Below are 26,695 nucleotides of genomic sequence, written 5' to 3'. Positions count from 1 at the left end.
CCGGGTGGGAGTTTCGGCACAGATGGCCAAGGACCGTTCCAGTTCCAGCGATTTCACCGGCCCGCTGCGGCGGTTGCTGCTGGTCGTGCTGGTATTGGCGCTGACCGGCATCTTCCTGCTCTGGCGGATCGACAGCCCCCGCGTTGAACGCTTTCGCGCGCAGGTGACGGATCGTTTCGTGCCCAACCTCGACTGGGCCATGGCCCCGGTCACCGGCACCATCAACCTGCTACGCGATTTCCAAAGCTACCAGCGCCTGAGCGAACAGAACCGCGAGCTGCGCTCGGAGCTGCGGCAGATGCAGGCGTGGAAAGAGGCCGCGCTGCAACTTGAACAAGAGAACGCCCGGCTGCTGGACCTCAACAACGTGCGGCTCGACCCGCGGCTGACCTTCATCACCGGCACGGTGCTGGCCGACAGCGGCTCGCCCTATCGCCAGTCGGTGCTGCTCAACGTCGGCGCGCGCGACGGGCTGGTCGAAGGCTGGGCTACGATGGACGGCATCGGCCTTGTGGGCCGCATCGCCGGCGTGGGCAAGAACACCGCGCGGGTGATCCTGCTGACCGATGCCTCAAGCCGCATTCCGGCGACGATCCAGCCTTCGGGCCAACGCGCCATCGTGGCGGGCGACAACAGCGCCGCGCCGCCCTTGGATTTCATCGAGAACCGCGAGTTGGTCCGTCCCGGCGACCGGGTGATCAGCTCTGGCGATGGCGGCGTGTTCCCGGCGGGCATCCTGATCGGTCAGGTCGCCGCCGATCCGGGCGGGCGGCTGCGCGTGCGGCTGGCGGCAGACTACGAGCGGCTCGAGTTCCTGCGCGTCCTGCGCCATCACGGCAATGAAACCGTGCCGGACACCGCCCATGTCATCACCTCCGACGGCCCCTTGGCCGATCCGGCAGCGCCGGTCGGGGTGCAGCCATGACCGATCTGTCGCGCAGCCGCCTTTGGGTCATGCGCCTGAGCTTTGTCGCGTTGGCGCTGGTGATCCTGTTTTTCCACCTTCTCCCGCTTGAGACGACCCCGCGCGCTTGGGCCGGTCCAGACCTGCTGCTGGGCTTCGCCTGCGCTTGGGGCCTCAGACGGCCTGAATATGTGCCCTCGCTTTTTCTGGCGCTGGTCTTTCTGCTGGCGGATCTGTTGTTGCAACGCCCGCCCGGCCTTTGGGCGGTGCTGGCTTTGATCGGGGTCGAGAACCTCAAATCGCGCGGGCGGCATCTGCGGGATGCAAGCTTTGCCGCCGAATGGCTGACCGTGGCGGTGATCTTGACCATGGTGATCTTTGCCAACCGAATTCTGCTGAGCCTTGCGCTGGTGCCGACGCCTTCGCTGACGCTGAACCTCACGGAATTGGCACTGACAACGCTCGCTTATCCGCTGATCGTGGCGGTGACCCATGGTATCATGGGCGTGCGCAAGACCGCGCCGGGCGATCTGGATGCGCTTGGCAAACGGGTGTGATCGGGGAGCGATGAGATGAGACGAAGCCGCGCCGACAATGATGCAACCCACACGCGCCTGACGCGTCGCGCCGCCCTTTTGGGCGGGGCGCAGCTGCTGTTCATGGGCGGGCTGGCCGCGCGCATGCGCTATCTACAGGTCGATCAGGCCGACCAGTTCCGCCTGCTGGCCGAAGAGAACCGCATCAACATCCGCCTGATCCCCCCCGCCCGGGGTGAGATTTTCGACCGCAACGGCATACAGCTTGCCGATAACGTGCCCTCCTACCGGATCGTCATGGTCCGCGAAGATGCGGGCGACGTGGAAGCCGTGATGGAGCGGCTCGCCCAAGTCATCGAGATCGACGAGGAGACCCGCGAGCGCGCCATGACCGAAATGTCGCGCTCTGCCCCCTTCCTGCCCGTCACCATCGTTGATGACGTGAGTTGGGAAGTCGTGAGCAAGGTCAGCGTCAACGCCCCCGCCCTGCCCGGCGTCACGCCCGAAGTGGGCCTGACCCGCGTCTACCCGCGCGGCGCGGATTTCGCCCATGTGGTGGGCCGCGTAGGCCGGGTGAGCCAAGCCGACCTCGACGCGCTGGAGAACCCCGATCAGGTGCTGCGCATCCCGCGTTTTCAAATCGGCAAAATCAACGTCGAAGCCCGCGCCGAGAACCTGCTGCGCGGTGCGGCGGGCACCAAACATGTAGAGGTGAACGCCACGGGCCGCGTGATGCGCGAGTTGGAGCGGCGCGAGGGGCAGGCCGGGGCCGATCTGCAACTGACCGTGGACGCCAATCTGCAACGCTATGTGCAGGCCCGTCTGGGCGAGGAAAGCGCCGCCGTGGTCATCATCGACTGCGAGAATGGCGATCTGGCCGCGCTTGCGTCCTCGCCCAGCTACGACCCGAACCTCTTTATCGGCGGCATCTCTTCGGCGGATTACAACCCGCTGCTCAATTCCAAATACCGCCCGCTGGTGAACAAACCCATACAGGGCACCTACCCGCCCGGCTCGACCTTCAAAATGATCGTGGCGCTTGCCGCCATCGAAGAGGGCATCGTCACCCCCGATGAGACGGTCTATTGCCCCGGCCATCTGGAAGTCGCGGGGCGGCGGTTCCACTGCTGGAAACGCGCGGGCCACGGCTGGGTCGATCTGCAACATTCGCTGAAACAATCCTGCGACGTCTATTACTACGATCTGGCCGTAAAAGTCGGGATCGAGAAAATCACCGCCATGGCGAACCGCTTTGGTCTTGGGATCAAACATGATCTGGCGCTGTCCTCGGTCGCGGGCGGGCTGGCGCCCACGAAACAGTGGAAACGCTCGGCCCGGGGTGAGGATTGGGTCGTGGGTGACACGGTCAACGCCTCTATCGGGCAGGGTTTCACCCTCTCCTCCCCGCTGCAATTGGCGGTGATGAGCGCGCGGATCGCCACGGGCCGCGCGGTGACGCCGCGGCTGATCAAATCCATCGACGGGGTTGAGCAACCCAGCGGCGCGGGCGAACCGATGGGGCTGAACGAAAACAACCTGCGCCAATTGCGCAAGGCGATGTACGATGTGGTGAACGACCGCCGCGGCACCGGCTATCGCAGCCGGATCATCGATGACACCATGCGCATGGCGGGCAAGACCGGCACCAGTCAGGTGCGCAACATCACCGCCGCCGAACGCGCCCGCGGCGTGACCAGCAACGCCGACCTGCCGTGGGAACGCCGCGACCACGCGCTCTTTGTCTGCTTTGCGCCCTATGACAAACCGAAATACGCAGCCTGCGTGTTGGTGGAGCACGGCGGCGGCGGCTCGACAGCCGCAGCCCCGATTGCGCGCGACGTGATGTTGCAGGCCATGGCGGGCGGCGAGCCGCCGCTCGAAGCCTACCCCAAGTCCGACCGGGGCCGCATCGCCACCCAGCAAGAGGAATTGCGCAACACCACGCCCGAGACCACCGCCAATCTGGAGGGGGAGGATCAGGCATGAGCTATCTGGAGCATACGGTCAAATCCGTCCCCACAGGGCTGCGCAAGATCCTCTTTATGAACTGGCCGCTGGCGATCCTGCTGACCAGTGTCGCAGGCGTCGGTTTTTTGATGCTCTATTCGGTTGCGGGCGGGTCATTCTCGCCCTGGGCCGAACCGCAGATGAAACGTTTCGCCATGGGCATGGCGATCATGTTCACCGTGGCGATGGTGCCGATCTGGCTTTGGCGCAACCTGTCGGGCGTGGCCTATGGGGCGACCTTGGTGCTGCTGGTCGCGGTCGAACTCTTCGGCTCGGTCGGCATGGGCGCGCAGCGTTGGATCGACATCGGCTTCATGCGGCTGCAACCGTCGGAGCTGATGAAGATCACGCTGGTCCTGTTTCTGGCCGCCTATTACGACTGGCTACCGGTCAAAAAGGTCTCGCGCCCCTTTTGGGTGCTGGTGCCGATCCTGATCATCGTGATCCCCACCGCGCTGGTGCTGAAACAGCCCGACCTTGGCACCTCGATCCTGCTGCTGACTGCCGGGGGCGGGCTGATGTTCCTCGCGGGCGTGCACTGGGCCTATTTCGCCGCCGTCATCACCGCCGCCATCGGGCTGGTCACTGCCGTCTTCCAATCGCGCGGCACCCCGTGGCAACTGCTGAAAGATTACCAATACCGCCGCATCGACACCTTCCTCGACCCCAGCCAAGATCCGCTTGGCGCGGGCTATCACATCACCCAATCCAAGATCGCGCTTGGGTCGGGCGGCTGGTCGGGGCGCGGCTATATGCAGGGCACCCAATCGCGGCTGAACTTCCTGCCTGAGAAACACACCGATTTCATCTTCACCACATTGGCCGAAGAGTTCGGCTTCGTCGGCGGCGTCTCCCTGCTGGGGCTTTACGCGCTGATCATCCTGTTCTGCGTGGCCTCGGCGGTGAAGAACAAGGACCGCTTCTCAAGCCTGCTGACCCTTGGCATCGCGCTTAACTTCTTTCTCTTTTTCGCCGTTAACATGTCGATGGTCATGGGGCTGGCCCCCGTGGTCGGCGTGCCCCTGCCGATGGTGAGCTATGGTGGCTCGGCCATGCTGGTGCTGCTGCTGGCCTTCGGCTTGGTGCAATCGGCGCATGTTCACAGACCGAGGTAATTCATGACGATCAACATTCTCTTCGCCGCCAAAGCCGAACGCTGGGACGGCTACGAACAGCCTTTGAACGAAGCGCTGCGCAAGGCACTGCCGGGGCAGGATTTCACGCTGGCCACCGACCTGCCGCCCGAAGAGGTCGACTATATCGTCTATGCCCCCAACAGCGATTTGCAGGACTTCACCCCCTACACCCGCGCCAAGGCGGTGCTGAACCTCTGGGCTGGGGTGGAGGCGATCACCGGCAACGAGACGCTCAAGATCCCGCTGGCGCGGATGGTCGATTTCGGCCTGACCCACGGCATGGTGGAATGGTGTACCGGCCACGTGCTGCGCCATCATCTGGGGATGGATACCGACATCCTGCGCAAGGATGCCAAATGGGCGCCGCGCACGCCGCCGCTGGCCCGCGAGCGCAGCGTGGCGGTGCTGGGCATCGGCGCGCTCGGGCAAGCGGTGGCCGAGGCGCTGGTGGGTCTGGGCTTTGACGTGACCGGCTGGTCGCGCAGCGAAAAGCAGATCGAGGGGGTACGTTGCCTGCATGGCGACGAAGGTCTGACGGAGGCGCTCAAACGCGCCGAGATCGCCGTGCTCCTGATGCCCGACACGCCCGCCACGCAGAACGTTCTGAATGCCGAGACGCTGGCGCAAATGCCCGAGGGCGCCTTTATCATCAACCCCGGTCGCGGGCCGCTGATCGACGACGATGCGCTCTTGGCAGCTCTCGATAGCGGGCAGATCGCCCATGCAACGCTCGATGTCTTCCGGGTAGAGCCGCTGCCCGAGGATCATCCCTATTGGGCGCATCCGAAGGTGACCGTGACCCCGCATATCGCCGCGGCCACGCGCAACGACACGGCCTCGGAAGTCATCGCCGAGAACATTCGCCGCCGCGAGGCCGGCGAGCCCCTGCTACATCTGGTGGACCGCGACCGGGGATATTGACCCCGGACGCGGCAAGGCTCAGGCGGCCAACCCGCGCCCCTTGAGCAGCGCCTCGACCCCCGGTAGACGCCCCCGGAAGGCGGTGTAAAGCTCCGCCGGATCACGGCTGCCGCCAGTCGAAAGGATGTGCTCCTCCAACGCCTCGGCGCGTTCCGCATCGAAAGCCCCGCCAGCCTCCTCGAAGGCCGCGAATGCGTCGGCGTCCATCACCTCGGACCACATGTAGCTGTAATAGGCGCTGGAATAGCCATCGCCCGAGAAGACATGTGCGAACTGCGGGGTGGCGTGGCGCATGCGGATCGCCTGCGGCATGCCGATGCTGCGGAGCACCTCGGCCTGTTTCGCCATCGGATCGGCAGGTGGTTCGCCGTCGTGGAGCTCCAGATCGACAAGGGCGGAGGCGATATATTCCACCGTCTGAAAGCCCATGTCGAAGGTCGCGGCGGCCAGCACCTTGTCGAGCATCTCCCGCGGCATGGCCTCGCCCGTCCGCGCATGGGTCGCGAATTTCTGCAGCACCTCGGGCTGGTCCAGCCAGTGCTCGTAAAGCTGGCTCGGCAACTCCACGAAGTCGCGCGCCACCGAGGTGCCGCTGACGCTTTCATAGGTCACATCCGAGAGCATCTGGTGCAGCGCATGGCCGAACTCGTGAAACAACGTGCGGGCGTCGTCGTAGGACAGTAGCGCCGGATCGCCCTTGGCGAAGTTGCAGACGTTAATCACCACCGGCGCCTGTGCGCGCGGGAACTTCGCCTGCGCGCGCATCGCCGAGCACCACGCGCCCGAACGCTTCGAGCCGCGCGCGAAATAGTCACCGATGAAGACCGCTACATGCTGGCCGTCCCGCGTCACTTCCCACGCCCGGCAATCGGGGTGGTAGAGCGGCACGTCGAGGGCCGCGAACTCCAGCCCAAACAACCGGTTGGCGCAGTCGAAGGCCGCGTCGATCATCCGGTCGAGCTGGAAATAGGGTTTCAGCGCCGCCTCATCGAGATCATGCTCCGCCGCGCGCCGCTTCTCGGCGTAGTAGCGCCAGTCCCAAGGCTCCAGCGCCCCGTTCACGCCGTCCTCGCGCATCAGCGCGGTCAGCACCTCGGCATCGGCGTCGGCCTGCGCCTTGGCCGGTTTCCAGACCGACATCAGCAGGTCGCGCACGGCTTGCGGGGTCTTCGCCATCTCGGCTTCCAACTTGTAGGCGGCGAAATTGTCGTAGCCGAGGAGTTTAGCGCGCTCCTTGCGCAGGGCCAGCGTCTCGGCCGCGATCTCTCGGTTGTCGGTCTCGCCGCCGTTGGCCCCGCGGGCTTCCCACGCGCGGAACGCCTTTTCGCGCAGGTCGCGGCGGTCCGAGAATTGCAGGAAGGGCGTGATGAGCGAGCGCGACAGCGTGACCACCGGGCCTCGGGCCCCCTTTTCTTCGCCCGCGGCCCGGGCGGCGTCGATCACGAAATCCGGCAGGCCGGTCAGATCGTCTTCGGACAGCGGCATGAACCAGTCGCGCTCGTCCACCAGCAGGTTCTGGGTGAACTGCGTGCCCAGCACCGCCAGCCGCGCCTTGATCTCTTTCATGCGCTCGGCCTCCGACCCCGTCAGCGCGGCGCCTGAGCGGACGAAGCCACGGTGCGTCAGCATCAGCACGCGGGCCTGTTCCTCGCTGAGGTCGAGACTGTCGCGCGCCTCCCAAACGGCATTGATGCGGGCGAAGAGTTTCTCGTTGCCCGAGATCGCCGATTGATGCTCGGCGAGCTTGGGGGAGAAGTCGCGCTGCAGTGCCTCGCGCGCCGGGTTACTGTCCGCGCCCGCCACGGTGAAGAAGACGCTCAGAACCTTGTCGAGCGCCGCGCCGGAGGCTTCCAGCGCCTCGATGGTATTGGCGAAGCTGGGGGCTTCGGGGTTCTCGGCGATGGCGTCGATCTCGGCCCGGTGGGCGGTGAGCGCCTCCTCCAAAGCGGGGGCGAAATCATTGTCGGAAATGCGGTCAAAGGGGGCGATGCCGAAGGGAGTCTCCCAATCGGTCAGAAGCGGGTTGGTCATGCAGGTCTCCTTTGCGCCCAAGATGGGGCGCGCCGGGGTGACTTGCAATCACCCGCCGCAGGTTTCGCAGCCCGCCCGGCGTTTGAGGCCGATCTTGCGCGTCTCGCCGTAAAGCCCGTCGTAGATCATCATCTCGCCGCGCAGCACGCTGCCCGCCCCGGTGATGAGCTTCACGGCCTCCAGCGCCATCATCGTGCCGATCACACCGGGCAGCGGGCCGATGACCCCGGCCTCGGCGCAGGAAGGCGCAAGCCCCGCCGCCGGCGCTTCGGGGAAGATACAGCGATAACAAGGCGCGCCGCGGGCGGGGTCGAAGACGCTGAGCTGCCCCTCCCATTGGCTGAGTGCCCCCGAGATGAGCGGCGTGGCCGTCGCGACGCAGGCCGCGTTCACGCGGTAGCGGGTGTCGAAATTGTCGGTCCCGTCGAGCACGAGGTCATAGTCGGCCACCAGATCCTCGGCGATCTCGTCGGTCAGACGGCGGTGATAGGGGCGCACGGTGACATGGGGGTTCTGCGCCAGCATCTCGGCCTCGGCCGAAAAGACCTTGGGCATGCCGATGGCGGCGTCCTTGTGGATCACCTGCCGTTGCAGGTTCGCGTTCTCGACCGCGTCGTCGTCGATCACCCCGATGGTACCGACGCCCGCCGCAGCGAGGTACTGCAGCACCGGCGCGCCGAGACCGCCCGCACCGATCACCAGCACCTTCGCGTTCTTCAGTGCCTTCTGCCCGGGGCCGCCGACCTCACGCAGCACGATGTGCCGGGCGTAGCGGTTCAACTCACTCTCCGAAAAACGGCCCGCGGTGGGGGCTTCAGTCGGCGCGTCCGGCGTGGCGCGCGCGCGCAGGGTCGCCAGCCCCTGCCGGTAGAGCAGCACCAGCACAACGAAACCGCCCAAGAGCAGCCAAGGCGCGGCGCTGCCGCCGGTGGCGAGCCGCAGCGGATGGGTGGCCGGAAACAGCAGATGCAGGGCGACCAGCGCCAGATACATCAGCCCGATCAGCCCCGCGCGCAGCCCGCGCGGCAGGCCAAGGAAGCCGCCGCCGAACCAAAGCGCCGCCGCGATAATCAAAACAGCCAGCATCACTGCGCCCCCGTCGAGCCAAACCCGCCCGCGCCGCGCGCGGTCTCATCAAGGCGCTCGGCCAGATCAAAGCCCGCCTGCACCACCGGGGCCACGACCATCTGGGCGATGCGCATGCCATGTTCGACGGTGAAGGCCTCCGCCCCCATATTGCCCATGATCACCCCCACGACGCCGCGATAATCGCTGTCGATGGTGCCGGGGCTGTTGATCAGGGTGATCCCATGCTTCAGCGCGAGACCCGAGCGCGGGCGGATCTGCACCTCGAACCCCTGCGGGATCGCCATCTGCAACCCGGTGGAGATCAGCGCCAGCGCGCCGGGGGCCAGATCGACGGCGCCGCCGGGCAGATTGGCCCGCAGGTCCGCCCCCGCGGCCCCGGCGCTTTCATAGGCGGGCAATGGCAGGCTGCGGTCCGCGCCCTCGGCCCAGCAGAGTTTGATCGTGGTCATAGCGCCCCCTCAGGCAAGTGCCGCGGCGATACGTTCGGCCAGACGGGCGGCCACGGCATCTTTGCCCATGCGCGGCCAGTCCTCGGCCCCGGCCTCGGTGATCAGCGTCACGGCATTCTCGCGCCCGCCCATGATGCCGGTGGCGGGGGAGACGTCATTGGCGACGATCCAGTCACAGCCCTTGCGCTCCCGTTTCGCGGTGGCATGGGCTAGCACGTCGTTCGTCTCGGCGGCGAAGCCTACGACGAGCGGCGGGCGGCCTTCGCCGCGCTGGCTAATGGTCTTCAGGATGTCGGGGTTTTCCGCGAAAGTCAGGCTGGGCAGCCCGTCTTTCGATTTCTTCAGCTTACGGTCCCCTGCCCCCTGCACATGCCAATCGGCCACCGCGGCGGCAAAGACAGCGGCATCGGCGGGCAGTGCAGCCTCTACCGCCTGCATCATCTCTTGCGCCGTTTGCACCGGCACCACCTCGACGCCCTCGGGCGGGGCGACTTCGGCGGGACCGGTGACAAAGACGACTTCGGCCCCCAGAACCGCCAGCGCCCGCGCGATGGCCGTGCCCTGCGCCCCGGAAGAGCGGTTGGCGATATAGCGCACCGGGTCGATCGGCTCATGGGTGGGGCCGGAGGTGACGAGGATGCGCTTGCCCGCAAGCGGCCCCTGCCCCAGCCGCGCCTCGACTGCCGCGACAATTTCAAGCGGTTCGGCCATCCGCCCCGGCCCGTATTCGCCGCAGGCCATGTCACCGTCGTTCGGTCCGACCATGGCGATGCCATCGCCGCGCAGGGTGGCGATGTTGCGCTGCGTCGCGGCGTGTTGCCACATCCGCACGTTCATCGCAGGTGCCAGCAGCACCGGCGTATCAGTGGCCAAAAGCAAGGTCGAGGCCAGATCATTCGTCGCCCCCTGCGCCATCTTGGCCATCAGGTCTGCCGTGGCGGGGGCAACCACCAAAAGGTCCGCCGCGCGGCTGAGCTGGATATGCCCCATCTCGGCCTCATCACCGAGGTCGAAAAGATCGCGAAAGACCTTCACCCCGGTCAGGGCAGAGACAGAAAGCGGGGTGACAAACTCTTCGCCCGCGCGGGTCAGGACCGGTGTGACCTTGGCCCCACGCTCGCGCAGACGCCGGATCAGATCGAGGGATTTATAGGCGGCAATGCCGCCGCCGATGATCAGCAGAATATGTTTGCCCGACAGCATAAAGACCCCCCGTTTGCATTAGGGAGACCTTAATCCGGGGCGGGGAAATCTGCCAGCCCCGGCGGGCATCGCAATGCGGGGTCAGGCCAGAAAGGCAAAGACCTCACGCGATTGCATCTCAAGCGACTTGCGCATCTTGCCAAAGGCCGCGGCCTCAAGCTGGCGGACCCGCTCTTTGCTGAGGCTAAGCTCATCGCCTAGGCTTTCCAAAGTACGCGCAGGATCCCGCAGTTTACGTTCGCGCACGATGAATTGCTCACGCTCGGACAGGCCCTGCATTGCCGCCAGCAACCAGTTCCGCAACTGCGCCGTGTCATGCTCTTCCTCGACACGCTCCGCCGCTTGCGCGCTTTCATCAGCCAGCGCTTCGATCCACTCGCGGCCCTCATCCTCAGCGCTCTGCGTGGCGTTCAGCGAATAGTCCGAGCCCGACAGGCGGCCTTCCATCATCTCGACATCATGCAGCGGCACGCCGATTTCGGTCGAGATCATCTGGCGCAGCTGGTGCTTGTCCAGCGTCTCGCCCATGGCCGTGGCCTCACGCTCCAACCGGGCCTGCACGCGGCGCATGTTGAAGAACAACGATTTCTGAGAAGAGGTCGACCCTGTCCGCACCATCGACCAATTGCGCATCACATGGTCTTGAATGCTCGCCTTGATCCACCAGACCGCATAGGTCGAGAAACGCACGCCGCGGTCGGGGTCGAATTTGTCGGCGGCTTTCATCAGGCCCAGACCGGCCTCTTGGATCAGATCGTTCATCGGCGCGCCGTAACGCTTGAACTTGCCGGCCATCGAAATCGCCAGACGCATGTATGCGGTGATCAAACGGTGCAACGCGGCCTCATCCCGGTGATCGCGCCACGCATAGGCCAATTCCAACTCCGTTTCGGCATCGAGCAATTCGGCCTTCATTGCGGTGCGGGTGAGTGAAAATTCGCGAGCGGTTTGCAATGACATTTGGTATCCCCCTTGAGAAATGCGCGGCGCACCTTGTGATGGGCCTTTGGTGGAGATACGCAGAGACATGCCATTTGGTTCAAATATTTGGTGAGAAGATGTTGCCTAGAACTACCTTTGCCCTAGGCGGGGCGGCCTCGGGCAAGTCGGAATGGGCAGAGGCCCTCGTAAATTCCAGCGGCATGTCAAAGACTTACCTCGCCACCGGTCGCATCTGGGATGACGAAGTTCAAGAACGCGTGAACAAGCATCAAGCAAGGCGCGATGCGGGGTGGCGTACCGTCGAATGCCCGCTCGATCTGACCGAACCACTGGCGAAACTGCCCGCCGGCGAAATCGTGCTGATCGACTGCGCAACCATGTGGCTGAGCAATCACCTGATAGAAGGCAGCGATCTGGAGGCCGCGCAGGCGCAGCTTTTGCAGGCCCTGCGGGGCTGCGCCGCGCATTGGGTCGTGGTCTCGAACGAGGTCGGCCAAGGCATCGTGCCCGAGAACGCCATGGCCCGCCAATTCCGCGAGGCGCAGGGGCGGCTGAACATCGCCTTGGCCGCCGAGGCAGAGACCGTGGTGCAGGTCGTCGTCGGCCTGCCGCAACTGCTAAAAGGGGAAATGCCATGACCACTTGGCACTGGGTGCGTCATGGCCCGACCTATGAGAAGAACTTCGTCGGCTGGCGCGATGTCCCGGCGGACCTTTCCGATGCGCCCCGACTGGCTCGGTTGAACCTGCATCTGCCGGATGAGGCGCTGCTCGTCTCCTCGGACCTGATCCGCGCTGTGCATACGGCGGATGCGCTGGCCCAGCCCTCCCGCCGCCGCCTGCCCCATGAGCATGGGCTGCGAGAGCTGCATTTCGGCGCTTGGGACGGGCTGCATTTCTCCGAAGTCGCCGCGCGTGACCCGGACCTCAGCCGCGCCTATTGGGAGACCCCCGGCGATGTCATGGCCCCCGAGGGCGAAAGCTGGAACCAGACCAAGGCGCGCGTCGACCGAGTTGTGGCACAGATCAACGCCGCCCACCCCAATGCCCATGTGATCGCCGTGGCCCATTTCGGCGTCATCCTCACGCAAGTGCAGCAGGCCCAAGGTGGCGGCCCGCTGGAGGCGATGGCCCATAAGATCGACAACCTCTCGGTGACGCATCTGTCCCACGACAACGGCCAATGGCGGGTTGAAGGGATCAATCATACGCCCTGACCCACAGTGCCGTTAACCATTCCTAAACCCGTCTTGCCTACCGATTAACCATAGCAAGACGGAGCAGGGGTAATGGTATCGCGGGCCTATACGGTCGCATTTCAAGGGGTCGACGCGCGCATCGTCGAGGTGCAATGCGCGGTCACCGCCGGGCTGCCGGGCTTTTCCATCGTGGGGCTAGCGGACAAGGCCGTCTCGGAAGCCCGGGACCGGGTGCGCACGGCGCTCAGCGCCTTGGCCATCGCGCTGCCGTCCAAACGCATCACCGTCAATCTCTCCCCCGCCGACCTGCCCAAGGAAGGCAGCCATTTCGACCTGCCCATCGCGCTGGCACTGCTCTCGGCCCTCGATATCCTGCCCGATGACATCACCCAGAATGTAGTGGCCTTGGGGGAGCTTTCGCTCGACGGGACGCTGATGCCCGTTGTCGGCGCCCTGCCCGCCGCCATGGCCGCCGCCGCCGAGGACCGCAGCCTGCTCTGCCCCGCAGGGTCGGGGGCGGAGGCCGCATGGGTGGGCAAGACACAGGTCATCGCCGCCGCCAATCTGGGCGACGTGGTGCGCCACTACACTGGGCAAGTACCGATCGCCCCCGCCGAGCCGGGCGAGGTGCCCCTCGCATTGGCGGGCCGCGACCTGCGCGAGGTTAAGGGCCAAGAACGCGCCAAACGCGCGTTGGAAATCGCTGCCGCCGGGCGGCATCACCTGATGCTGGTCGGCACGCCGGGGTCGGGGAAATCCATGCTGGCCGCGCGGCTGCCCGGCATCCTGCCGCCGCTGACGGCATCCGAGGCGCTGGAGACCTCAATGATCCACTCCCTCGCCGGGCTGCTGGATGAGGGCGGCATTTCCCGCAGCCGCCCTTTTCGTGAGCCGCATCACACGGCCTCAATGGCCGCCATCATCGGCGGCGGTCGGCAGGCGCGACCGGGGGAGGCATCTCTGGCCCATAACGGCGTGTTGTTCATGGACGAGTTCCCCGAGTTCAACCGCACGGTCCTCGAAACCCTGCGCCAACCGATCGAGACTGGCGAGGTCATGATCGCGCGGGCCAATGCCCATGTGAAATACCCTTGCCGCTTCATGCTCGTCGCGGCGGCGAACCCCTGCAAATGCGGCTACCTGCCCGACCCGGCCCGCGCCTGCGCCCGTGTCCCGGCCTGCGGCGAAGACTATCTCGGGCGTATCTCCGGCCCGCTGATGGACCGGTTCGACCTACGCGTCGACGTGCCGCCCGTCAGCTACAGCGACCTCAACCTGCCCGCCAACGGAGAAACCTCGACCGAGGTCGCGGCAAGGGTCGCCTCCGCGCGGGCGCTTCAATCCACGCGCTACGCGCCGCATGACGGGATTTCGGCCAATGCTGATGCGGCGGGTGACTTGCTTGAAACCGTCGTCAGCCCGGATGCCGAAGCGCGCGCGCTGCTTCTGCGCGCAGCGGAACGGTTCTCCCTGTCAGCGCGCGGGTATCACCGGGTCATGCGTGTCGCGCGCACCATCGCCGATCTTGCGGGGGAATCCGAGGTCCGCCGCCCCCATATGGCCGAGGCGATCAGCTTTCGTCTTCCCGATCCGGCAGCAGGGCATTGATCCAATCGGCGAGGGCCGCGAGGCTCTGCCGCGCCTCGGGCAGGTGGTTCTGAAACAGCGGCCAGACATGTGGCAGGTCATGGACTTCCTGCAAACTGGCTGACACGCCCGCTTCGCGCAGACGGGCCGCCAATCGGCGGCTGTCATCACGCAGGATTTCGCTGTCACTTACGGTGAGCCAGACGGGCGGTGCGCCTTTGAAATCCGCGAGAATGGGACTCGCCCGGGGGCTCTCCGCATTCTGCCCCTGAAGATAGAGCCGCGCCATTTCCGTCGCGCGGGCGGCGGGCAACAACACGTCGCGTTCGGCATTCTGAGTGAAACTTGGTCCTGAAAACGTCAGGTCCAACAAGGGGGAAAGCCCAAAGGCGCCAGCAGGCAGCGCCGCCCCCTCGCGACAAAGCTGCGCCAAAAGATCGAAAACCAGCGCGCCGCCCGCGCTGTCGCCACCAATCACGATGTCCCCCGCCGCGATGCCCATTTGACACAGCGCATCCCACGCCGCGCGGATGTCTTGCGCAGGTTTGGGAAAGGCCGCTTCCGGCACGCGCGCATAGCGCGGCAGCACCGCCCGCGCGCCGGTCAGCAGGGATAGGCGCGCGACCATCGCCCGGTGCGTCTCCGGGCTGCCAAACACGAACCCGCCGCCATGAACGTAGAGGATCACACGCCCTTGCGAGGCCTGAGGCGGCGTAAGCCAAAGCGCCGATCCCGCCCCCGGCAGATCACGCCATTCCGCATGCACCTCGCGCGGCCCTTTGAAAAAGAGCCGCGCCTGCATCTCCATCGTGGCCCGCAGGAACTGCGGGTTTGCATGCGCCAGCAAAGGTTTCTCTGTCAGACGCAGGTAGCGGTTCAGAAGATGCTGGCGCAGGCTCACCCGCGCTTGGCCTCAATCGCCTCCCAGATTTTTCCGGCGATATTCTCGCCATCGAACCGTTCCAGCTCTTGAATGCCGGTGGGAGAGGTCACGTTGATCTCGGTCAGATAGTCACCGATCACATCGATCCCGACAAAGATTTGGCCCTTTTCTTTGAGCAATGGCCCGATGGCCGCACAGATCTCCAGATCGCGCTCGGTCAGCCCGACCTTCTCAGGCCGCCCGCCGACATGCATGTTCGACCGTGTCTCACCCTCCGCCGGGACGCGGTTGATCGCGCCCACCGGCTCCCCGTCCACAAGAATGACGCGCTTGTCACCCTTGGACACGGCAGGCAGGAATTTCTGAACGATGAGCGGCTCACGCGAGAAGCCGGTGAACAATTCATGCAGGGAAGTGAGGTTGCGGTCATTGGCGTCCAGCCGGAACACACCAGCCCCGCCATTACCGTAAAGCGGTTTCAAGATCACATCGCCATGCTTCGCTTTGAAGGCTTTGATGGTTGAAAGATCGCGCGCAATCGTGGTGGGCGGCGTCAGATCGGGGAAATCGAGCACCAAGAGTTTCTCAGGGTAGTTCCGGACCCAGAAAGGATCGTTGACCACCAAAGTCGTGTCTTTCAGCCGGTCCAGCAGATGGGTTGAGGTGATGTAATGCATGTCGAAAGGCGGGTCTTGGCGCAGCCAGACCACGTCGAAATCCGCCAAATCGACCTCACGCTCTGCTCCGAACCGGGCGTGATCGCCCTGCACGCGCTGCACGGTAAAGTCATAGCCCCGCGCGGTGATCCGCCCCTCTTGGTACGCCAGATGGTCGGGCGTGTAGAAGAACAGCTCATGCCCCCGCGCCTGCGCCTCTTCGGCCAGCCGAAAGCTGCTGTCGGCATTGATGTTCACGTCCCCGATCGGGTCCATTTGAAAGGCGATTTTCATCGGCGTCCCCCGCTGCTTACCTTTGTCGTGATCCGACCCGGACCGACGGTGCAGGCTTCTGGGATCGCTTCTTAGATGGCGCAGCAGGGGCCTATGCGCAATGGGTCAGCCGTGGCCAAAGGCGTTTTCGATGATTTCGGTGGCCCCCTGCCCATCGACAAGCGCCACGTCAAAGCGCACCTCGGTCAGGCTTCCTGCAGGTTCGCCAGCAAGAAATTCCTCGGCGGAGCGGTAGATGCGCTGCATCTGTCGGGCCGAAAGGCTTTCGGCGGCCCGCGCGAAACTACGGCTTTGTTTCACCTCGACAAAGATCAAGGCAGCCCCATCGCGCAGGATCAAATCAATTTCACCAGCGCGGCCCCGCCAACGGCGGCGCGCGATGGCAAAACCGCGCCTTTCATAGTCTTGCGCGATGCGGTTCTCGGCAGCGATCCCAGCGTGATATGCCATGCGCCCCCGTTGGCGTTTGGCCGCAGTTCGTATCCCCGTATTTCCCTGCGCCATTTTCATTGCTCCGACCCATGTTTTAACCTTTGCCGAGCGCCAATGCCGCCTGATAGACTTGCCGCCGTGGCAGACCATGGGCCTGCGCCACCAAATCGACAGCGTCACGCATCGACATATCTGTAAGCGCCCGTTGCAAATCTGTTTCTAGGTCAAGGTGATTAACAGAGTCTGAACGGCTGCGATCAATCAGCACCACCACTTCGCCTTTTGGCGCCTTCGCTTGATAAAGCTCGGCGAGATTTTCGAGGGTACCCCGCTGAATCTCTTCGAATTTCTTGGTCAACTCCCGGCACATCGCCGCTTTGCGCCCCGCGCCCAGTGCGGTTGCCGCATCGCGCAGCATGGCGCCAAGCCGTTTGGGCGATTCGTAAAATACCAGCGTCCCCGGCACATCGCGCAGCTTTTCCAGCGCCGCGATCCGGGCCGATTTACTATTAGGCAGGAAGCCCGCAAAGAAAAATGCATCCGTCGGCAGGGCGCCCAAGGCCAGCGCGGTCAGCACGGCCGATGGTCCCGGCGCGCAGGTCTGCATCACGCCCGCTTCGGCTGCGGCGCGGCTTAATTCAAACCCCGGATCGGCGATCAGCGGCATGCCCGCCTCCGACGCATAGGCGACCGATTTGCCCTCGCGGATGGCCGCGATCAGCCGCTCTTGCACCGATGTGCCGCTGTGGTCGTGCAGCGCCAGCACCTTGCGCCCATCAAGCGGCACCCCATGAATTTCCATCAGCCGCCGCAGGCTGCGCGTGTCCTCTGCCGCCAGCAGATCCGCCGAGGCCAGCGTGTCGAGCGCGCGCAACGTGATATCGCGTGCGGTGCCGATGGGGACGCCCACGAAATAAAGTCCCGGGGCTAGCTCTGTCTTGTCAAATTTCAACGCTGGACCCGCCTTTCGCAGTCACTATGATCGCGGCCATGTTCCGGCGACCATCGTCGTCTTGCCACCACCGGGGAGTGAATACAAATGATTGCCTGTTTCCGCGCCATCCGCAAGAAGATGCACCTGCTCTTGCTGCCGCTCTTCGCGGTCCTGCTGGCGGCCTGTCAGCCTGTCGCCACGGGCGGCGCCAATTCCGGCGGCCCGCGCATTGACCCTGCGGCCCCCGTCCCCGTAGCGCTCTTGGTTCCGCGGGGCGGCACGGCCGGTGATGAGTTGCTGGCCAAGAACCTCGAAAACGCCGCGCGTCTTGCGATGCGCGATCTGGATGGCGTCCAGATCGACCTGCGCGTCTATGGCACTGCGGGCAATGCCAGCACAGCCGCATCCGTCGCCGCGCAGGCGGTGAATGAAGGGGCCAAGATCATCCTCGGCCCGGTTTACGGCGAAGCGGCCAATGCGGCTGGGGTGGCCGTGGCCTCCTCCGGGGTCAACGTGATCTCCTTCTCGAACAACCCGACCATCGCGGGCGGCAATGTTTTCGTGCTCGGGCCGACCTTTGCCAATACCGCCAACCGGTTGGTGAGCTTTGCCAAGCGCAACGGCAAAGACAAAATGGTCGTGCTGCACGGTCAGGACCTCGCCGGTCAACTGGGCCGCGACGCCATCGTTCAAGCGATCAGCTCCAATGGCGCGACGCTGGCGGGCACCGTCGATTACGCGCTGAGCCAAGAGTCGGTCGTGGCCGCCGTGCCGCGCGTCAAAGCGACCATCGAAAGCAGCGGCGCCAATGCGCTCTTCCTCACCACCTCCTCGGCCAGTGCTCTGCCGCTTTTCGCGCAGCTTCTGCCCGAGGCCGGCATCCAATCGGCGACCACACAATATGTCGGCCTGACCCGTTGGGACATCCCCGCCCAAACGCTGGAACTGCCCGGCGTTCAGGGCGGCTGGTTTGCCCTGCCCGACAGGGCGGCGAGCGGTGCCTTCTCGAACCGTTACACCGCGGCCTATGGCAGTGATCCGCACCCGCTGGCCGGGCTGGCCTTTGACGGGATCGCGGCAATCGGCTCCTTGGTGAAGGGCGGCAAATCCAACGCGCTTTCCGGGGCCGCGCTGACCCAAGGGGCGGGTTTCCAAGGCGCCAGCGGCATCTTCCGCCTGCGCCGCGACGGCACCAACGAACGCGCCTTGGCCGTGGCCACGATCCGCGACAACCGCGTCGTCGTGCTTGACCCGGCACCGCGCGGCTTTGGCGGGGCTGGTTTCTGAATTGGACCTCGCGAAACCGACAACAACAACAGGCGCGCGTCGACACCCGCGCCTGATTTGCGCGCCCGAACAAATCTTTGACGACACGGCCATCTGGCAAGCCCTCGCCCAGCGCGACAGCACGCTGGAGGGCGCGGCCCTCAGGGCCGAGATCGTTCCCCTGATCCAAGAAGCCCAGCAGGCGGGCCGCAAGGCCATCGCGGCAGGCTTTGCTGAATCGCCCTTCGATGCGCGGGCGATGACCTCTTCCTACACCTATCTCACCGACCAACTGCTGCGCTGCGTCTTGCAGATCGCCACGCAGGTGCTGCACCCCAACCCGAACCCGACCGAGGGTGAACGGCTCGCCATGATTGGCGTCGGCGGCTACGGACGGGGAGAGATGGCGCCTTTTTCAGATGTCGATCTGCTGTTCCTCATTCCCTACAAGGCCACCGCATGGTCGGAGAGCGTGATCGAATCGATGCTCTACATCCTGTGGGATTTGAAGCTGAAGGTCGGCCACGCCACCCGCACCATCGAAGACTGCCTGCGGCTGGGAGCGGATGATTTCACCATTCAGACCGCCCTGCTGGAAAACCGTTTCATCGACGGCGATGTGACCCTTGCGCAAGAGCTTTCCGAACGGCTCAAGAACGAACTTTTCTCAGGCGCGGGAAAGGATTTCATCGAAGCGAAACTGGAGGAGCGCGACAACCGCCACCTGAAACAGGGTGAGCGCTATATGGTCGAGCCCAACGTCAAGGAAGGCAAAGGCGGGCTGCGCGATCTGCATTCGCTGTTCTGGATCGCCAAGTTCATCCATGACGTGGACCGGGTCGCGGATCTGGTCGATCTCGGCGTGTTTCGTGCCGATGAATATGACACCTTCCGCGAGGCCGAGGCCTTTCTCTGGGCCGTGCGGGGGCACCTCCACCTGATTGCCGGGCGCGCGACGGAACAGCTAACCTTCGACATGCAGGTGCAGGTCGCCCAAGCGATGGGCTATCAGGACATCGGGGGCCGGCGGGGCGTCGAGATTTTCATGCAGGCCTATTTCCGCCATGCCACCGCGGTGGGGGATCTGACGCGCATCTTCGTCAGCGGGCTCGAAGCCTCCCATATGAAGGCCGAACCGTTGCTGGAACGCATCTTCCGCCGCCGCCCGAAAATCCGCGAGGGGTTTCAGGTGGTCCACAACCGCATCGCGGTGAAGGACGATGAAGAGTTTTTGCAAGACAAGCTGAACCTGCTGCGCATCTTCGAAGAAGCGCTGCGCACAGGCATGTTGATCCACCCCGATGCGATGCGTCTGATCAAGGCCAACCTCGCGCTGATCGACGACGACATGCGCCGCACGCCCGAAGCCCGGCGCATCTTTCTCGACCTGTTGTTGAAACACGGCAATCCCGAACGCTCCCTGCGGCGGATGAACGAATTGGGCGTCTTGGGCGCCTTCATCCCTGAGTTCGAGCCGATCGTCGCGATGATGCAGTTCAACATGTATCATTCCTACACGGTCGACGAACACACAATCCAATGTATCGCCAACCTCGCCCGGATCGAAAAGGGCGAGCTGGAAGAGGAACTGCCCGTTGCCTCCTCGATCCTGAAACGCGGGGTGAACCGCAAGGTGCTCTATGTGGCGCTGCTGTTGCATGACATCGGCAAGGGGCGGCCCGAGGATCATTCTATCATCGGTGCGAAACTGGCGCGGCGCATCGGACCGCGGCTGGGGCTGAAACGCGATGAGGTCGACACGGTGGAATGGCTGGTGCGCTATCACCTGCTGATGTCCGACATGGCGCAGAAACGCGACATCGCCGATCCGCGCACAGTGCGCGATTTTGCCAAGGCGGTGCAGACGGTCAAACGGCTCGACCTGCTTTGCGTGTTGACGGTCTGCGACATTCGTGGCGTCGGGCCGAACACATGGAACAATTGGAAAGCGGTGCTGATCCGCGCGCTCTATCGCCAGACCGAGCGGGCGCTGGAAACCGGGCTCGAAGACCTCAACCGTGAAAACCGGGGCGCGGAGGCCAAGAAAGCCCTGCGCGCCGCGCTCTCCGATTGGCCGCGCAAACGTCTCCAGCGCGAGACGGCCCGCCATTATCCGCCCTATTGGCAGGGTCTGCATGTCACCGCCCATGTCGCCTTTGCGGAACTGCTGCGCGACATCGGCAATGACGATATCCGCATTGATCTGCACCCCGACGAAGACCGCGGCGCAACACGGGCCTGTTTCGTCATGGCCGATCACCCCGGCATCTTCGCGCGGCTCGCCGGCGCGCTGGCGCTGGTCGGCGCCAATGTGGTGGATGCGCGCAGCTACACCACGAAGGATGGTTTCGTAACTGACGCTTTTTGGATTCAAGACAGCGAAGATCAACCCTATGAGGCCAGCCGCCTGCCGCGGCTGCGCGAGATGATCCTCAAGACCCTGCGCGGCGAGATCGTCGCCCGCGATGCGCTGAAATCCCGCGATAAGGTCAAGAAGCGCGAGCGCGCTTTCAAAGTGCCCACACATATCACCTTCGACAACGAAGGTTCGGAAATCTACACGATCATCGAGGTCGACACCCGCGACCGGCCCGGTCTGCTCTATGATCTGACGCGCACCTTGGCGGCCTCGAATGTCTATATCGCCAATGCGGTGATTGCGACCTATGGCGAACAGGTGGTCGATACCTTCTACGTCAAGGATATGTTCGGCCTGAAATACTATACCGAGGCCAAGCAGCGCACCTTGGAAAAACGCCTGCGCGAAGCGATTGCCGCAGGGGTCGAGCGGGCGGAGGGCTAGCCCCCCGCCTCCGCCTCATCGGCGGGTTTTCGCCACCCGCTCTTTGGCCGCTTTGCTTTGCGCATCAGATCCTCAAAATCCCTGCAACCCGCCGCTGAGGCGGGATTCCATGAATGAGGGACATATGAGCGTGACACGCGCCGCACTGCCGAACCGGGGCCTGATGGCCCTCTGCGCCACACTTCTTCTCACGGCAGCCTGCGCCAAAGCGCCTGACATCCCGCAGACCTATGATTTCGGCGGCATCGATCCCCAGCGGCATTTCATGGCCGTGCAGACCGCCAAAGACATGCGCGCCAAGGGCCAGCGCGTTTGGTGCGTGCCCTTCGCCCGCAATGTCAGCGGCATCCAGATTCGCGGCAATGCGGAAACATGGTGGGGCAAGGCCAAGGGGCTTTACCCGCGCGGCGATGATCCCGTCGTCGGTGCTGTGATGGCCTTCAGCGCCACCCGCTCCATGCCGATGGGCCATATCGCTGTGGTTTCCGATATCGTCTCACCCCGCGAAATCCGGGTGGATCACGCTAATTGGAAGCGCAACGAAGTGTCGCTGAAAATGGCGGTGATCGACGTCTCCGACGACAACGACTGGTCCGCCGTGCGCTTGGAAAGCCAGCCCGGCGCCTTTGGCAGCACCTATCCGATCAACGGGTTCATCTACCCCACGGGGGGATAAGCGCCGGCTTGCCAAAGCGGCGGGCGGGGCCATTCAGCACCGCTCACCGCGATTGCACCGGATGAGCGCCCGCGCTAGGGATCACCGCAGCGCAATTTAAGGCTCCTCCGATGAAACCTATCCGTCTTATGTCCGGCTTTTTCACTGTCGGGGTCTGGACCCTGCTGAGCCGTGTGCTTGGCTTCCTGCGCGAAGTGCTGCTGCTGTCGCTCATCGGGCCCGGCCCTGTCATGGACGCTTTCGTCGCCGCCTTTCGCCTGCCCAATATGTTCCGCCGCTTCTTTGCCGAGGGCGCGTTCAACGCGGCCTTCGTGCCGATGTTCGCCAAAAAGCTGGAGGGCGAGGAAGGCGCAGGCACATTCGCCCGCGATGCCTTCAACGGCTTGGCGCTGGTGGTGCTGGCGCTGACCGCTTTGGGCATGATCTTCATGCCCGGTCTGGTCTGGCTGACCGCCGAAGGCTTCGTCGGAGATCCGCGCTTTGACATGACGGTCGCCTTTGGCCGCATCGCCTTTCCCTATATCCTCTGCATGTCACTGTCTGCGCTGTTTTCGGGCATCCTCAACGCCACTGGGCGCTTTGCCGTGGCCGCCGCAGCGCCGGTGCTGCTAAACATCTTCGTCATCGCCGCCATGACATTCGCCGCGCTCACCGGGGGCGAAGTGGCGCTTTGGCTGATCTGGTCGATCCCCGTCGCCGGTGTGGCACAGCTGGCGCTGACATGGCGCGCCGCGGCCCAAGCGGGTTTCCCGCTGCGCCCCTCCCGCCCGCGCTGGACCCCCGACATGCGCGCGATGATCGTCATCGCCCTGCCCGCCGCGCTGGCCTCGGGCGTGATGCAGATCAACCTCGTGGTCGGGCAATTGGTGGCCAGCCAATATGACAAGGCCGTCTCATGGCTCTTCGCCGCCGACCGCCTCTATCAACTGCCCTTGGGCGTGGTGGGCATCGCCGTGGGCATCGTGCTGCTGCCTGACCTGTCGCGCCGCCTGCGGGCCGGAGACGACGCAGGCGCGCAAACCGCGCTCAGCCGCGCCGCCGAGATTTCGCTGGCGCTGACGATCCCCTCGTCGGTCGCGCTGATCGTGATCCCCTTTGCGCTGGTTACCGTGCTGTTCGAGCGTGGCGCCTCGGGCGTCGACGACACCGCCGCGATTGCCACGGCGGTAATGGTTTACGGCCTCGGCCTGCCCTCCTTCGTGCTGCAAAAAATCCTGCAACCGGTCTATTTCGCGCGCGAAGACACCCGCCGCCCCTTCCATTTCGCCGTGATCGCCATGGTGGTGAACGCGGTGCTCGCCATCGGCCTTGCCCCCTTCATCGGCTGGATCGCCCCGGCGGTCGCGACGACACTGGCGGGCTGGACGATGTTTGCCTGCCTCGCCATCGGGGCGCGGCGCTTTGGCGACGCCGTCAAATTCGACGCACGGTTCCACAAACGCATCTGGCGCATCCTCATCGCCTCGGCCGCCATGGGTGTCGCGCTTTGGCTGGGCAATGCGGCCCTGCAACCGATGCTCGGCCTGCCGTGGTGGCGCGGTCTGGCGCTGGTGCTGCTGCTTGTTATCGCCGCGGTCAGCTACTTCGGCATCGGCCAGTTGATCGGCGCCTTCCGCCTGTCCGAGTTCGAGTCGGCGATGCGCCGCGGTTAACGCTGCTGCAACCGCGCCCTCAGTCGCGCCCATTCCCCGGGCGCGACCAGAAAGCTCAGCCCGAAACCACAGATGAACCCGGCCAGTTCCGCCACCCAGAGAAAGCCAGTCTCGAAAAACATACCCCAGAACAGCTGCAACCCCATCAGCAGCCCGATCAGCGTAAAGGCCTGATACTGCGGCCCGCCCGAACCCAGCAGCCGCCGCCACATCACGAAACTATAGCCGCCGATCAGCCCGTAAACATTGGGATAGGCCCCGGCGAGCCAAACCGGATCGTTCAACAGCGCCCCGTAAACCAGCGCCCCGCCGATCCCCGACAACACGAAGATCACCAGAAAGGCCAGTTGTCCCATCGCCTCGGCCACCATCTTGCCCAAGGCCAAAAGCAGCACCACGGCAAAGATTGCATGGGTAAAGCCCAGATGGATGAAGGGGTAAGTCACCACCCGCCAGATATGTTCGATCGGGTACTGGCCTGCCCCGATCATCGCGTCAAAGATCAGCCCCGAAAAGCCAAAGTCGCGCACCAGCGCCAGTCGCCAGCCTACGGCAGCGGGGCCACCCACCAGCCCGGCCTCGGCCAAAGAGAGCACCACCTCGACCCCGGCGATGGCCAGAAACAGAATGACAACCGCGGGCGGCAGCGGGTTCACGGGGGGCTGGAGGTCTGGGTCTTGCATGGGCGCTCCTTGACGGGGTTCGCGGCCAGAAGTAAGCCTGCCGCGCAAGACTTTCCAGCCCAGAGGTGCCTCCAGATGTCCGAGACCCAATTCACCCCGCGCGTGTTTTCCGGCATTCAGCCCTCGGGCGACCTGCATCTAGGCAACTACCTCGGCGCGCTGAAACGTTTCGCCGATGCGCAGGAAAAGGGCGTGCAATCGATCTACTGCATGGTGGACCTGCACGCGATCACGGTCTGGCAAGACCCGGCGGACCTGAAGAAAAGCACCCGCGAGCTCTGCGCCGGCTTCATCGCCTCGGGCATCGACCCTGAAAAATCCATCCTAATCAACCAAAGCCAAGTGCCTGAGCACGCGCAGCTGGCTTGGGTCTTCAACTGCGTCGCGCGCATGGGCTGGATGGGCCGCATGACCCAGTGGAAGGACAAGGCCGGCAAAAACGCCGAAGCCGCCTCGCTGGGGCTTTTCGCCTACCCCGCGCTGATGGCCGCCGACATCCTGATCTACCACGCCACCCATGTGCCGGTGGGCGAGGACCAGAAACAGCACCTTGAGCTGACCCGCGACATCGCCGCGAAGTTCAACCACGACTACGGTGTCGATTTCTTCCCGCTCACCGAACCGGTGATCGAAGGCGCGGCCACCCGCGTCATGTCCCTGCGCGACGGGTCCAAAAAGATGTCAAAGTCCGACCCCTCGCCCGCGAGCCGCATCAACCTGACCGACGATGCCGACACAATCGCCAAGAAGTTCCGCAAGGCGAAAACCGACCCCGACGCCCTCCCGTCCGAGGCCGAGGGCCTGAAGGACCGCCCCGAGGCGCGCAACCTCGTGAACATCTACGCCGCCCTCAGCGACCAATCCGTCGATCAGGTGCTGGCGGAGGTTGGCGGCCAGCAATTCGGCACCTTCAAGCCTGCGCTGGCGGAGCTGGCCGTCTCCAGAATGGGCCCGATCACCGCCGAAATGCAGCGCCTGATGGCCGACCCGGCCGAGATCGACCGCATCCTCGCCCGCGGTGCGGAACAAGCGCGCGAGATCACCGCCCCGATCCTCAAACGCACCTATGAGATCGTCGGCATGGTTGGCTAGCCCCCAAAAACCCTAGCGCCCCCAAAGGCGCTAGGGCACCTCAAGCCCCCCGCTTTCCACCCAAAGCGCCCCCTTCCCCCCCCTTCATCCTTTCTCAAATACCAAATCCCGCACCCACCTCACGCGCCACCGCCCGCGTGAGCCCCCGCGCCATGGACAATCCCGCCGCCCTGGGCCACCTTCCCCGCAAGGATGAAGGGGAGCACAAGATGACCACAGGTTTTTTCTGGGACGAACGCTGCTTTTGGCACGCAGGGGGCAACTACGTCTTTACCATGCCGGTGGGCGGGCTGGTGCAGCCCCTCGCCGCCGGGGGTCTGCCGGAAAACCCCGAGACCAAGCGCCGGATGAAGAACCTGATGGAGGTGACCGGGCTCTTCGCCGAACTCGACACCCGCAGCGCTGCCCGCGCCAACCGGGAGGCCTTGGCGCGGGTGCATCCCGAAACCTATCTTAATGACTTCAAACGCCTCTCGGATGCGGGGGGTGGTGAGCTGGGCCATGCGGTGCCTTTCGCCCGTGGCGGCTATGAACTGGCCGCGCTCTCTGCCGGGCTGTCCATCGCCGCCGTCGATGCCGTGGCGCGGGGCGAGCTACAGAATGCCTATGCCCTCAGCCGCCCGCCGGGGCACCACTGCCTGCCGGACCTGCCCAACGGTTTCTGCCTTCTCGCCAATATCGCCATCGCTATCGAAGCCGCGCAGGCCAAGGGGCTGGCAAAGCGCGTCGTCGTGCTGGATTGGGACGTGCACCACGGCAATGGGACCGAGGCGATCTATTATGACCGCGATGACGTGCTGACCATCTCACTCCACCAAGAGGGGAATTACCCCATCGACACCGGCGGCCTGAAGGATCGCGGGCGCGGGGCGGGCGAAGGCTATAACATCAACCTGCCGATGCACGCAGGCTCGGGCCATACCGCCTACCTCCACGCGATGGACCGCGTGGTGATCCCGGCGATTGAGGCTTTCGCCCCTGACATGATCATCGTCGCCTGCGGCTATGACGCGGCGATCATCGACCCGCTGGCACGGATGCAGGCCACCGCCGAAACCTTTGCCGAGATGACCAAACGCATCCGCAGCACCGCCGAGCGGCTTTGCAATGGCAAGCTGGTGCTGGTGCATGAGGGCGGCTATTCGGAGGCCTATGTCCCCTTCTGCGGCCACGCCACAATCGCCGCACTGAGCGGCAGCGAGATTGACGCGCCGGACCCGATGGCGCGGTCGCTCAACGCACGCCAACCCTCGCCCGCCTTTGATGCCTTCCTCCGCCAGTCGATTGACGATATTGCGCAGCAACTGGACCTGTAAGAGAC

Annotated in this window: 24 protein-coding genes; 14 read left to right on the top strand and 10 right to left on the bottom strand. The window is 64.6% G+C overall.

Going from position 1 to position 26,695, the window contains the following annotated elements:
* Window positions 1-22 precede the first annotated feature (22 nt).
* Genes mreC through ACGYK9_RS04365 form a run of 5 tightly spaced genes read left to right on the top strand, consistent with a single transcriptional unit; the run spans window position 23 to window position 5,504 of the window.
* On the top strand, window positions 23-925 hold the full coding sequence (gene mreC, locus ACGYK9_RS04385; protein WP_067265288.1) for a rod shape-determining protein MreC: 903 nt from the start codon (window positions 23-25) through the stop codon (window positions 923-925).
* On the top strand, window positions 922-1,461 hold the full coding sequence (locus tag ACGYK9_RS04380; RefSeq protein ID WP_067265291.1) for a rod shape-determining protein MreD: 540 nt from the start codon (window positions 922-924) through the stop codon (window positions 1,459-1,461). Before mreC ends, ACGYK9_RS04380 begins: the two co-directional genes overlap by 4 nt.
* 15 nt (window positions 1,462-1,476) lie before the next feature.
* Window positions 1,477-3,426, top strand: coding sequence for a penicillin-binding protein 2 (gene mrdA / locus ACGYK9_RS04375; protein ID WP_067265293.1), 1,950 nt, complete (start codon window positions 1,477-1,479; stop codon window positions 3,424-3,426).
* Window positions 3,423-4,562 (top strand): rod shape-determining protein RodA, encoded by a 1,140-nt coding sequence (gene rodA, locus ACGYK9_RS04370; protein WP_067265296.1) that lies wholly within the window; start codon window positions 3,423-3,425, stop codon window positions 4,560-4,562. Before mrdA ends, rodA begins: the two co-directional genes overlap by 4 nt.
* Before the next feature lie 3 nt (window positions 4,563-4,565).
* Window positions 4,566-5,504: a 2-hydroxyacid dehydrogenase gene (locus ACGYK9_RS04365; protein ID WP_394412580.1), complete on the top strand. Its 939-nt coding sequence runs from the start codon at window positions 4,566-4,568 to the stop codon at window positions 5,502-5,504.
* A gap of 18 nt (window positions 5,505-5,522) precedes the next feature.
* Here ACGYK9_RS04365 and ACGYK9_RS04360 read toward each other — a convergent pair whose 3' ends face one another.
* The 5 genes from ACGYK9_RS04360 to ACGYK9_RS04340 form a co-directional block, all read right to left on the bottom strand.
* Window positions 5,523-7,535 carry a M3 family metallopeptidase gene (locus tag ACGYK9_RS04360; RefSeq protein WP_394412583.1) on the bottom strand — a complete coding sequence of 671 codons (2,013 nt, stop codon included), beginning with the start codon at window positions 7,533-7,535 and terminating at the stop codon, window positions 5,523-5,525.
* Window positions 7,536-7,583: 48 nt separating this feature from the next.
* Entirely contained in the window at window positions 7,584-8,621 is a 1,038-nt protein-coding gene (locus ACGYK9_RS04355; protein WP_394412586.1) for a HesA/MoeB/ThiF family protein, read from the bottom strand.
* Window positions 8,621-9,073, bottom strand: coding sequence for a dUTP diphosphatase (dut, locus tag ACGYK9_RS04350; RefSeq protein ID WP_394412589.1), 453 nt, complete (start codon window positions 9,071-9,073; stop codon window positions 8,621-8,623). Before dut ends, ACGYK9_RS04355 begins: the two co-directional genes overlap by 1 nt.
* A 9-nt stretch (window positions 9,074-9,082) precedes the next feature.
* Window positions 9,083-10,276 carry a bifunctional phosphopantothenoylcysteine decarboxylase/phosphopantothenate--cysteine ligase CoaBC gene (gene coaBC, locus ACGYK9_RS04345; protein ID WP_394412591.1) on the bottom strand — a complete coding sequence of 398 codons (1,194 nt, stop codon included), beginning with the start codon at window positions 10,274-10,276 and terminating at the stop codon, window positions 9,083-9,085.
* 81 nt (window positions 10,277-10,357) lie between these two features.
* The gene (locus tag ACGYK9_RS04340; RefSeq protein ID WP_067265311.1) at window positions 10,358-11,236 is read right to left on the bottom strand and encodes an RNA polymerase factor sigma-32; all 879 of its coding nucleotides are present in this window, start codon (window positions 11,234-11,236) and stop codon (window positions 10,358-10,360) included.
* A 98-nt stretch (window positions 11,237-11,334) separates the two neighbouring features.
* On the opposite strand from ACGYK9_RS04340, the gene cobU reads away from it, so the two are divergent.
* From cobU to ACGYK9_RS04325, 3 genes are all read left to right on the top strand, one after another.
* Window positions 11,335-11,856 carry a bifunctional adenosylcobinamide kinase/adenosylcobinamide-phosphate guanylyltransferase gene (gene cobU, locus ACGYK9_RS04335; protein ID WP_394412594.1) on the top strand — a complete coding sequence of 174 codons (522 nt, stop codon included), beginning with the start codon at window positions 11,335-11,337 and terminating at the stop codon, window positions 11,854-11,856.
* On the top strand, window positions 11,853-12,434 hold the full coding sequence (locus ACGYK9_RS04330) for a histidine phosphatase family protein (protein WP_394412597.1): 582 nt from the start codon (window positions 11,853-11,855) through the stop codon (window positions 12,432-12,434). Before cobU ends, ACGYK9_RS04330 begins: the two co-directional genes overlap by 4 nt.
* A 72-nt stretch (window positions 12,435-12,506) precedes the next feature.
* Window positions 12,507-14,024: a YifB family Mg chelatase-like AAA ATPase gene (locus tag ACGYK9_RS04325; protein WP_394412600.1), complete on the top strand. Its 1,518-nt coding sequence runs from the start codon at window positions 12,507-12,509 to the stop codon at window positions 14,022-14,024.
* On the opposite strand, the gene ACGYK9_RS04320 is transcribed toward ACGYK9_RS04325, so the two are convergent.
* The 4 genes from ACGYK9_RS04320 to rsmI form a co-directional block, all read right to left on the bottom strand.
* A complete protein-coding gene (locus tag ACGYK9_RS04320; RefSeq protein WP_394412602.1) occupies window positions 13,987-14,904 on the bottom strand; it encodes an alpha/beta hydrolase in 918 nt (305 codons plus the stop codon). The two genes, ACGYK9_RS04325 and ACGYK9_RS04320, sit on opposite strands and share 38 nt — an antisense overlap.
* Entirely contained in the window at window positions 14,901-15,836 is a 936-nt protein-coding gene (gshB, locus tag ACGYK9_RS04315) for a glutathione synthase (RefSeq protein WP_394412605.1), read from the bottom strand. The genes ACGYK9_RS04320 and gshB overlap by 4 nt, the downstream gene beginning before the upstream one ends.
* A 105-nt stretch (window positions 15,837-15,941) precedes the next feature.
* On the bottom strand, window positions 15,942-16,286 hold the full coding sequence (locus ACGYK9_RS04310; protein WP_276154079.1) for a YraN family protein: 345 nt from the start codon (window positions 16,284-16,286) through the stop codon (window positions 15,942-15,944).
* Window positions 16,287-16,362: 76 nt separating this feature from the next.
* Entirely contained in the window at window positions 16,363-17,220 is an 858-nt protein-coding gene (rsmI, locus tag ACGYK9_RS04305) for a 16S rRNA (cytidine(1402)-2'-O)-methyltransferase (protein WP_394412608.1), read from the bottom strand.
* An 87-nt stretch (window positions 17,221-17,307) separates the two neighbouring features.
* Here rsmI and ACGYK9_RS04300 point away from each other — a divergent pair, with 87 nt between their 5' ends.
* The 4 genes from ACGYK9_RS04300 to murJ all read left to right on the top strand — a co-directional run bounded on the left by ACGYK9_RS04300 (window position 17,308) and on the right by murJ (window position 23,599).
* Window positions 17,308-18,489: a penicillin-binding protein activator gene (locus ACGYK9_RS04300; protein WP_394412610.1), complete on the top strand. Its 1,182-nt coding sequence runs from the start codon at window positions 17,308-17,310 to the stop codon at window positions 18,487-18,489.
* Complete coding sequence (locus ACGYK9_RS04295) at window positions 18,449-21,271, top strand: [protein-PII] uridylyltransferase (RefSeq protein WP_394412614.1); 2,823 nt, start codon at window positions 18,449-18,451, stop codon at window positions 21,269-21,271. Before ACGYK9_RS04300 ends, ACGYK9_RS04295 begins: the two co-directional genes overlap by 41 nt.
* A gap of 124 nt (window positions 21,272-21,395) precedes the next feature.
* On the top strand, window positions 21,396-21,947 hold the full coding sequence (locus ACGYK9_RS04290) for a CHAP domain-containing protein (RefSeq protein WP_394412617.1): 552 nt from the start codon (window positions 21,396-21,398) through the stop codon (window positions 21,945-21,947).
* Window positions 21,948-22,057: 110 nt separating this feature from the next.
* A complete protein-coding gene (gene murJ / locus ACGYK9_RS04285; protein ID WP_394412620.1) occupies window positions 22,058-23,599 on the top strand; it encodes a murein biosynthesis integral membrane protein MurJ in 1,542 nt (513 codons plus the stop codon).
* Here the strand turns inward: murJ and ACGYK9_RS04280 are convergent.
* Window positions 23,596-24,282 carry a rhomboid family intramembrane serine protease gene (locus tag ACGYK9_RS04280; protein WP_271692362.1) on the bottom strand — a complete coding sequence of 229 codons (687 nt, stop codon included), beginning with the start codon at window positions 24,280-24,282 and terminating at the stop codon, window positions 23,596-23,598. The two genes, murJ and ACGYK9_RS04280, sit on opposite strands and share 4 nt — an antisense overlap.
* 75 nt (window positions 24,283-24,357) lie before the next feature.
* On the opposite strand from ACGYK9_RS04280, the gene trpS reads away from it, so the two are divergent.
* Together trpS and ACGYK9_RS04270 are read left to right on the top strand one after the other, a co-directional pair.
* Window positions 24,358-25,374 carry a tryptophan--tRNA ligase gene (gene trpS / locus ACGYK9_RS04275; protein WP_209217007.1) on the top strand — a complete coding sequence of 339 codons (1,017 nt, stop codon included), beginning with the start codon at window positions 24,358-24,360 and terminating at the stop codon, window positions 25,372-25,374.
* 209 nt (window positions 25,375-25,583) lie between these two features.
* On the top strand, window positions 25,584-26,690 hold the full coding sequence (locus ACGYK9_RS04270) for a class II histone deacetylase (RefSeq protein ID WP_394412623.1): 1,107 nt from the start codon (window positions 25,584-25,586) through the stop codon (window positions 26,688-26,690).
* The last annotated feature ends 5 nt before the right edge of the window (window positions 26,691-26,695 follow it).

The organism is Sulfitobacter sp. 1A15258, assembly GCF_043557045.1.
Lineage (GTDB): Bacteria > Pseudomonadota > Alphaproteobacteria > Rhodobacterales > Rhodobacteraceae > Sulfitobacter > Sulfitobacter faviae.
The sequence above is the reverse complement of the archived record's forward strand: the minus strand, read 5'-3'. Positions and strand labels throughout refer to the sequence as shown.

Coding starts and splice junctions, on each gene's coding strand:
- ACGYK9_RS04340 (WP_067265311.1), bottom strand. CDS start 11,236: ATGTCATTGCAAACCGCTCGCGAATTTTCACTCACCCGCACCGCAATG.
- ACGYK9_RS04355 (WP_394412586.1), bottom strand. CDS start 8,621: ATGCTGGCTGTTTTGATTATCGCGGCGGCGCTTTGGTTCGGCGGCGGC.
- coaBC (WP_394412591.1), bottom strand. CDS start 10,276: ATGCTGTCGGGCAAACATATTCTGCTGATCATCGGCGGCGGCATTGCC.
- ACGYK9_RS04300 (WP_394412610.1), top strand. CDS start 17,308: ATGATTGCCTGTTTCCGCGCCATCCGCAAGAAGATGCACCTGCTCTTG.
- gshB (WP_394412605.1), bottom strand. CDS start 15,836: ATGAAAATCGCCTTTCAAATGGACCCGATCGGGGACGTGAACATCAAT.
- ACGYK9_RS04310 (WP_276154079.1), bottom strand. CDS start 16,286: ATGGCATATCACGCTGGGATCGCTGCCGAGAACCGCATCGCGCAAGAC.
- ACGYK9_RS04290 (WP_394412617.1), top strand. CDS start 21,396: ATGAGCGTGACACGCGCCGCACTGCCGAACCGGGGCCTGATGGCCCTC.
- mrdA (WP_067265293.1), top strand. CDS start 1,477: ATGAGACGAAGCCGCGCCGACAATGATGCAACCCACACGCGCCTGACG.
- ACGYK9_RS04280 (WP_271692362.1), bottom strand. CDS start 24,282: ATGCAAGACCCAGACCTCCAGCCCCCCGTGAACCCGCTGCCGCCCGCG.
- murJ (WP_394412620.1), top strand. CDS start 22,058: ATGAAACCTATCCGTCTTATGTCCGGCTTTTTCACTGTCGGGGTCTGG.
- rodA (WP_067265296.1), top strand. CDS start 3,423: ATGAGCTATCTGGAGCATACGGTCAAATCCGTCCCCACAGGGCTGCGC.
- ACGYK9_RS04270 (WP_394412623.1), top strand. CDS start 25,584: ATGACCACAGGTTTTTTCTGGGACGAACGCTGCTTTTGGCACGCAGGG.
- ACGYK9_RS04360 (WP_394412583.1), bottom strand. CDS start 7,535: ATGACCAACCCGCTTCTGACCGATTGGGAGACTCCCTTCGGCATCGCC.
- ACGYK9_RS04325 (WP_394412600.1), top strand. CDS start 12,507: ATGGTATCGCGGGCCTATACGGTCGCATTTCAAGGGGTCGACGCGCGC.
- trpS (WP_209217007.1), top strand. CDS start 24,358: ATGTCCGAGACCCAATTCACCCCGCGCGTGTTTTCCGGCATTCAGCCC.
- mreC (WP_067265288.1), top strand. CDS start 23: ATGGCCAAGGACCGTTCCAGTTCCAGCGATTTCACCGGCCCGCTGCGG.
- ACGYK9_RS04365 (WP_394412580.1), top strand. CDS start 4,566: ATGACGATCAACATTCTCTTCGCCGCCAAAGCCGAACGCTGGGACGGC.
- dut (WP_394412589.1), bottom strand. CDS start 9,073: ATGACCACGATCAAACTCTGCTGGGCCGAGGGCGCGGACCGCAGCCTG.
- ACGYK9_RS04330 (WP_394412597.1), top strand. CDS start 11,853: ATGACCACTTGGCACTGGGTGCGTCATGGCCCGACCTATGAGAAGAAC.
- cobU (WP_394412594.1), top strand. CDS start 11,335: ATGTTGCCTAGAACTACCTTTGCCCTAGGCGGGGCGGCCTCGGGCAAG.
- ACGYK9_RS04380 (WP_067265291.1), top strand. CDS start 922: ATGACCGATCTGTCGCGCAGCCGCCTTTGGGTCATGCGCCTGAGCTTT.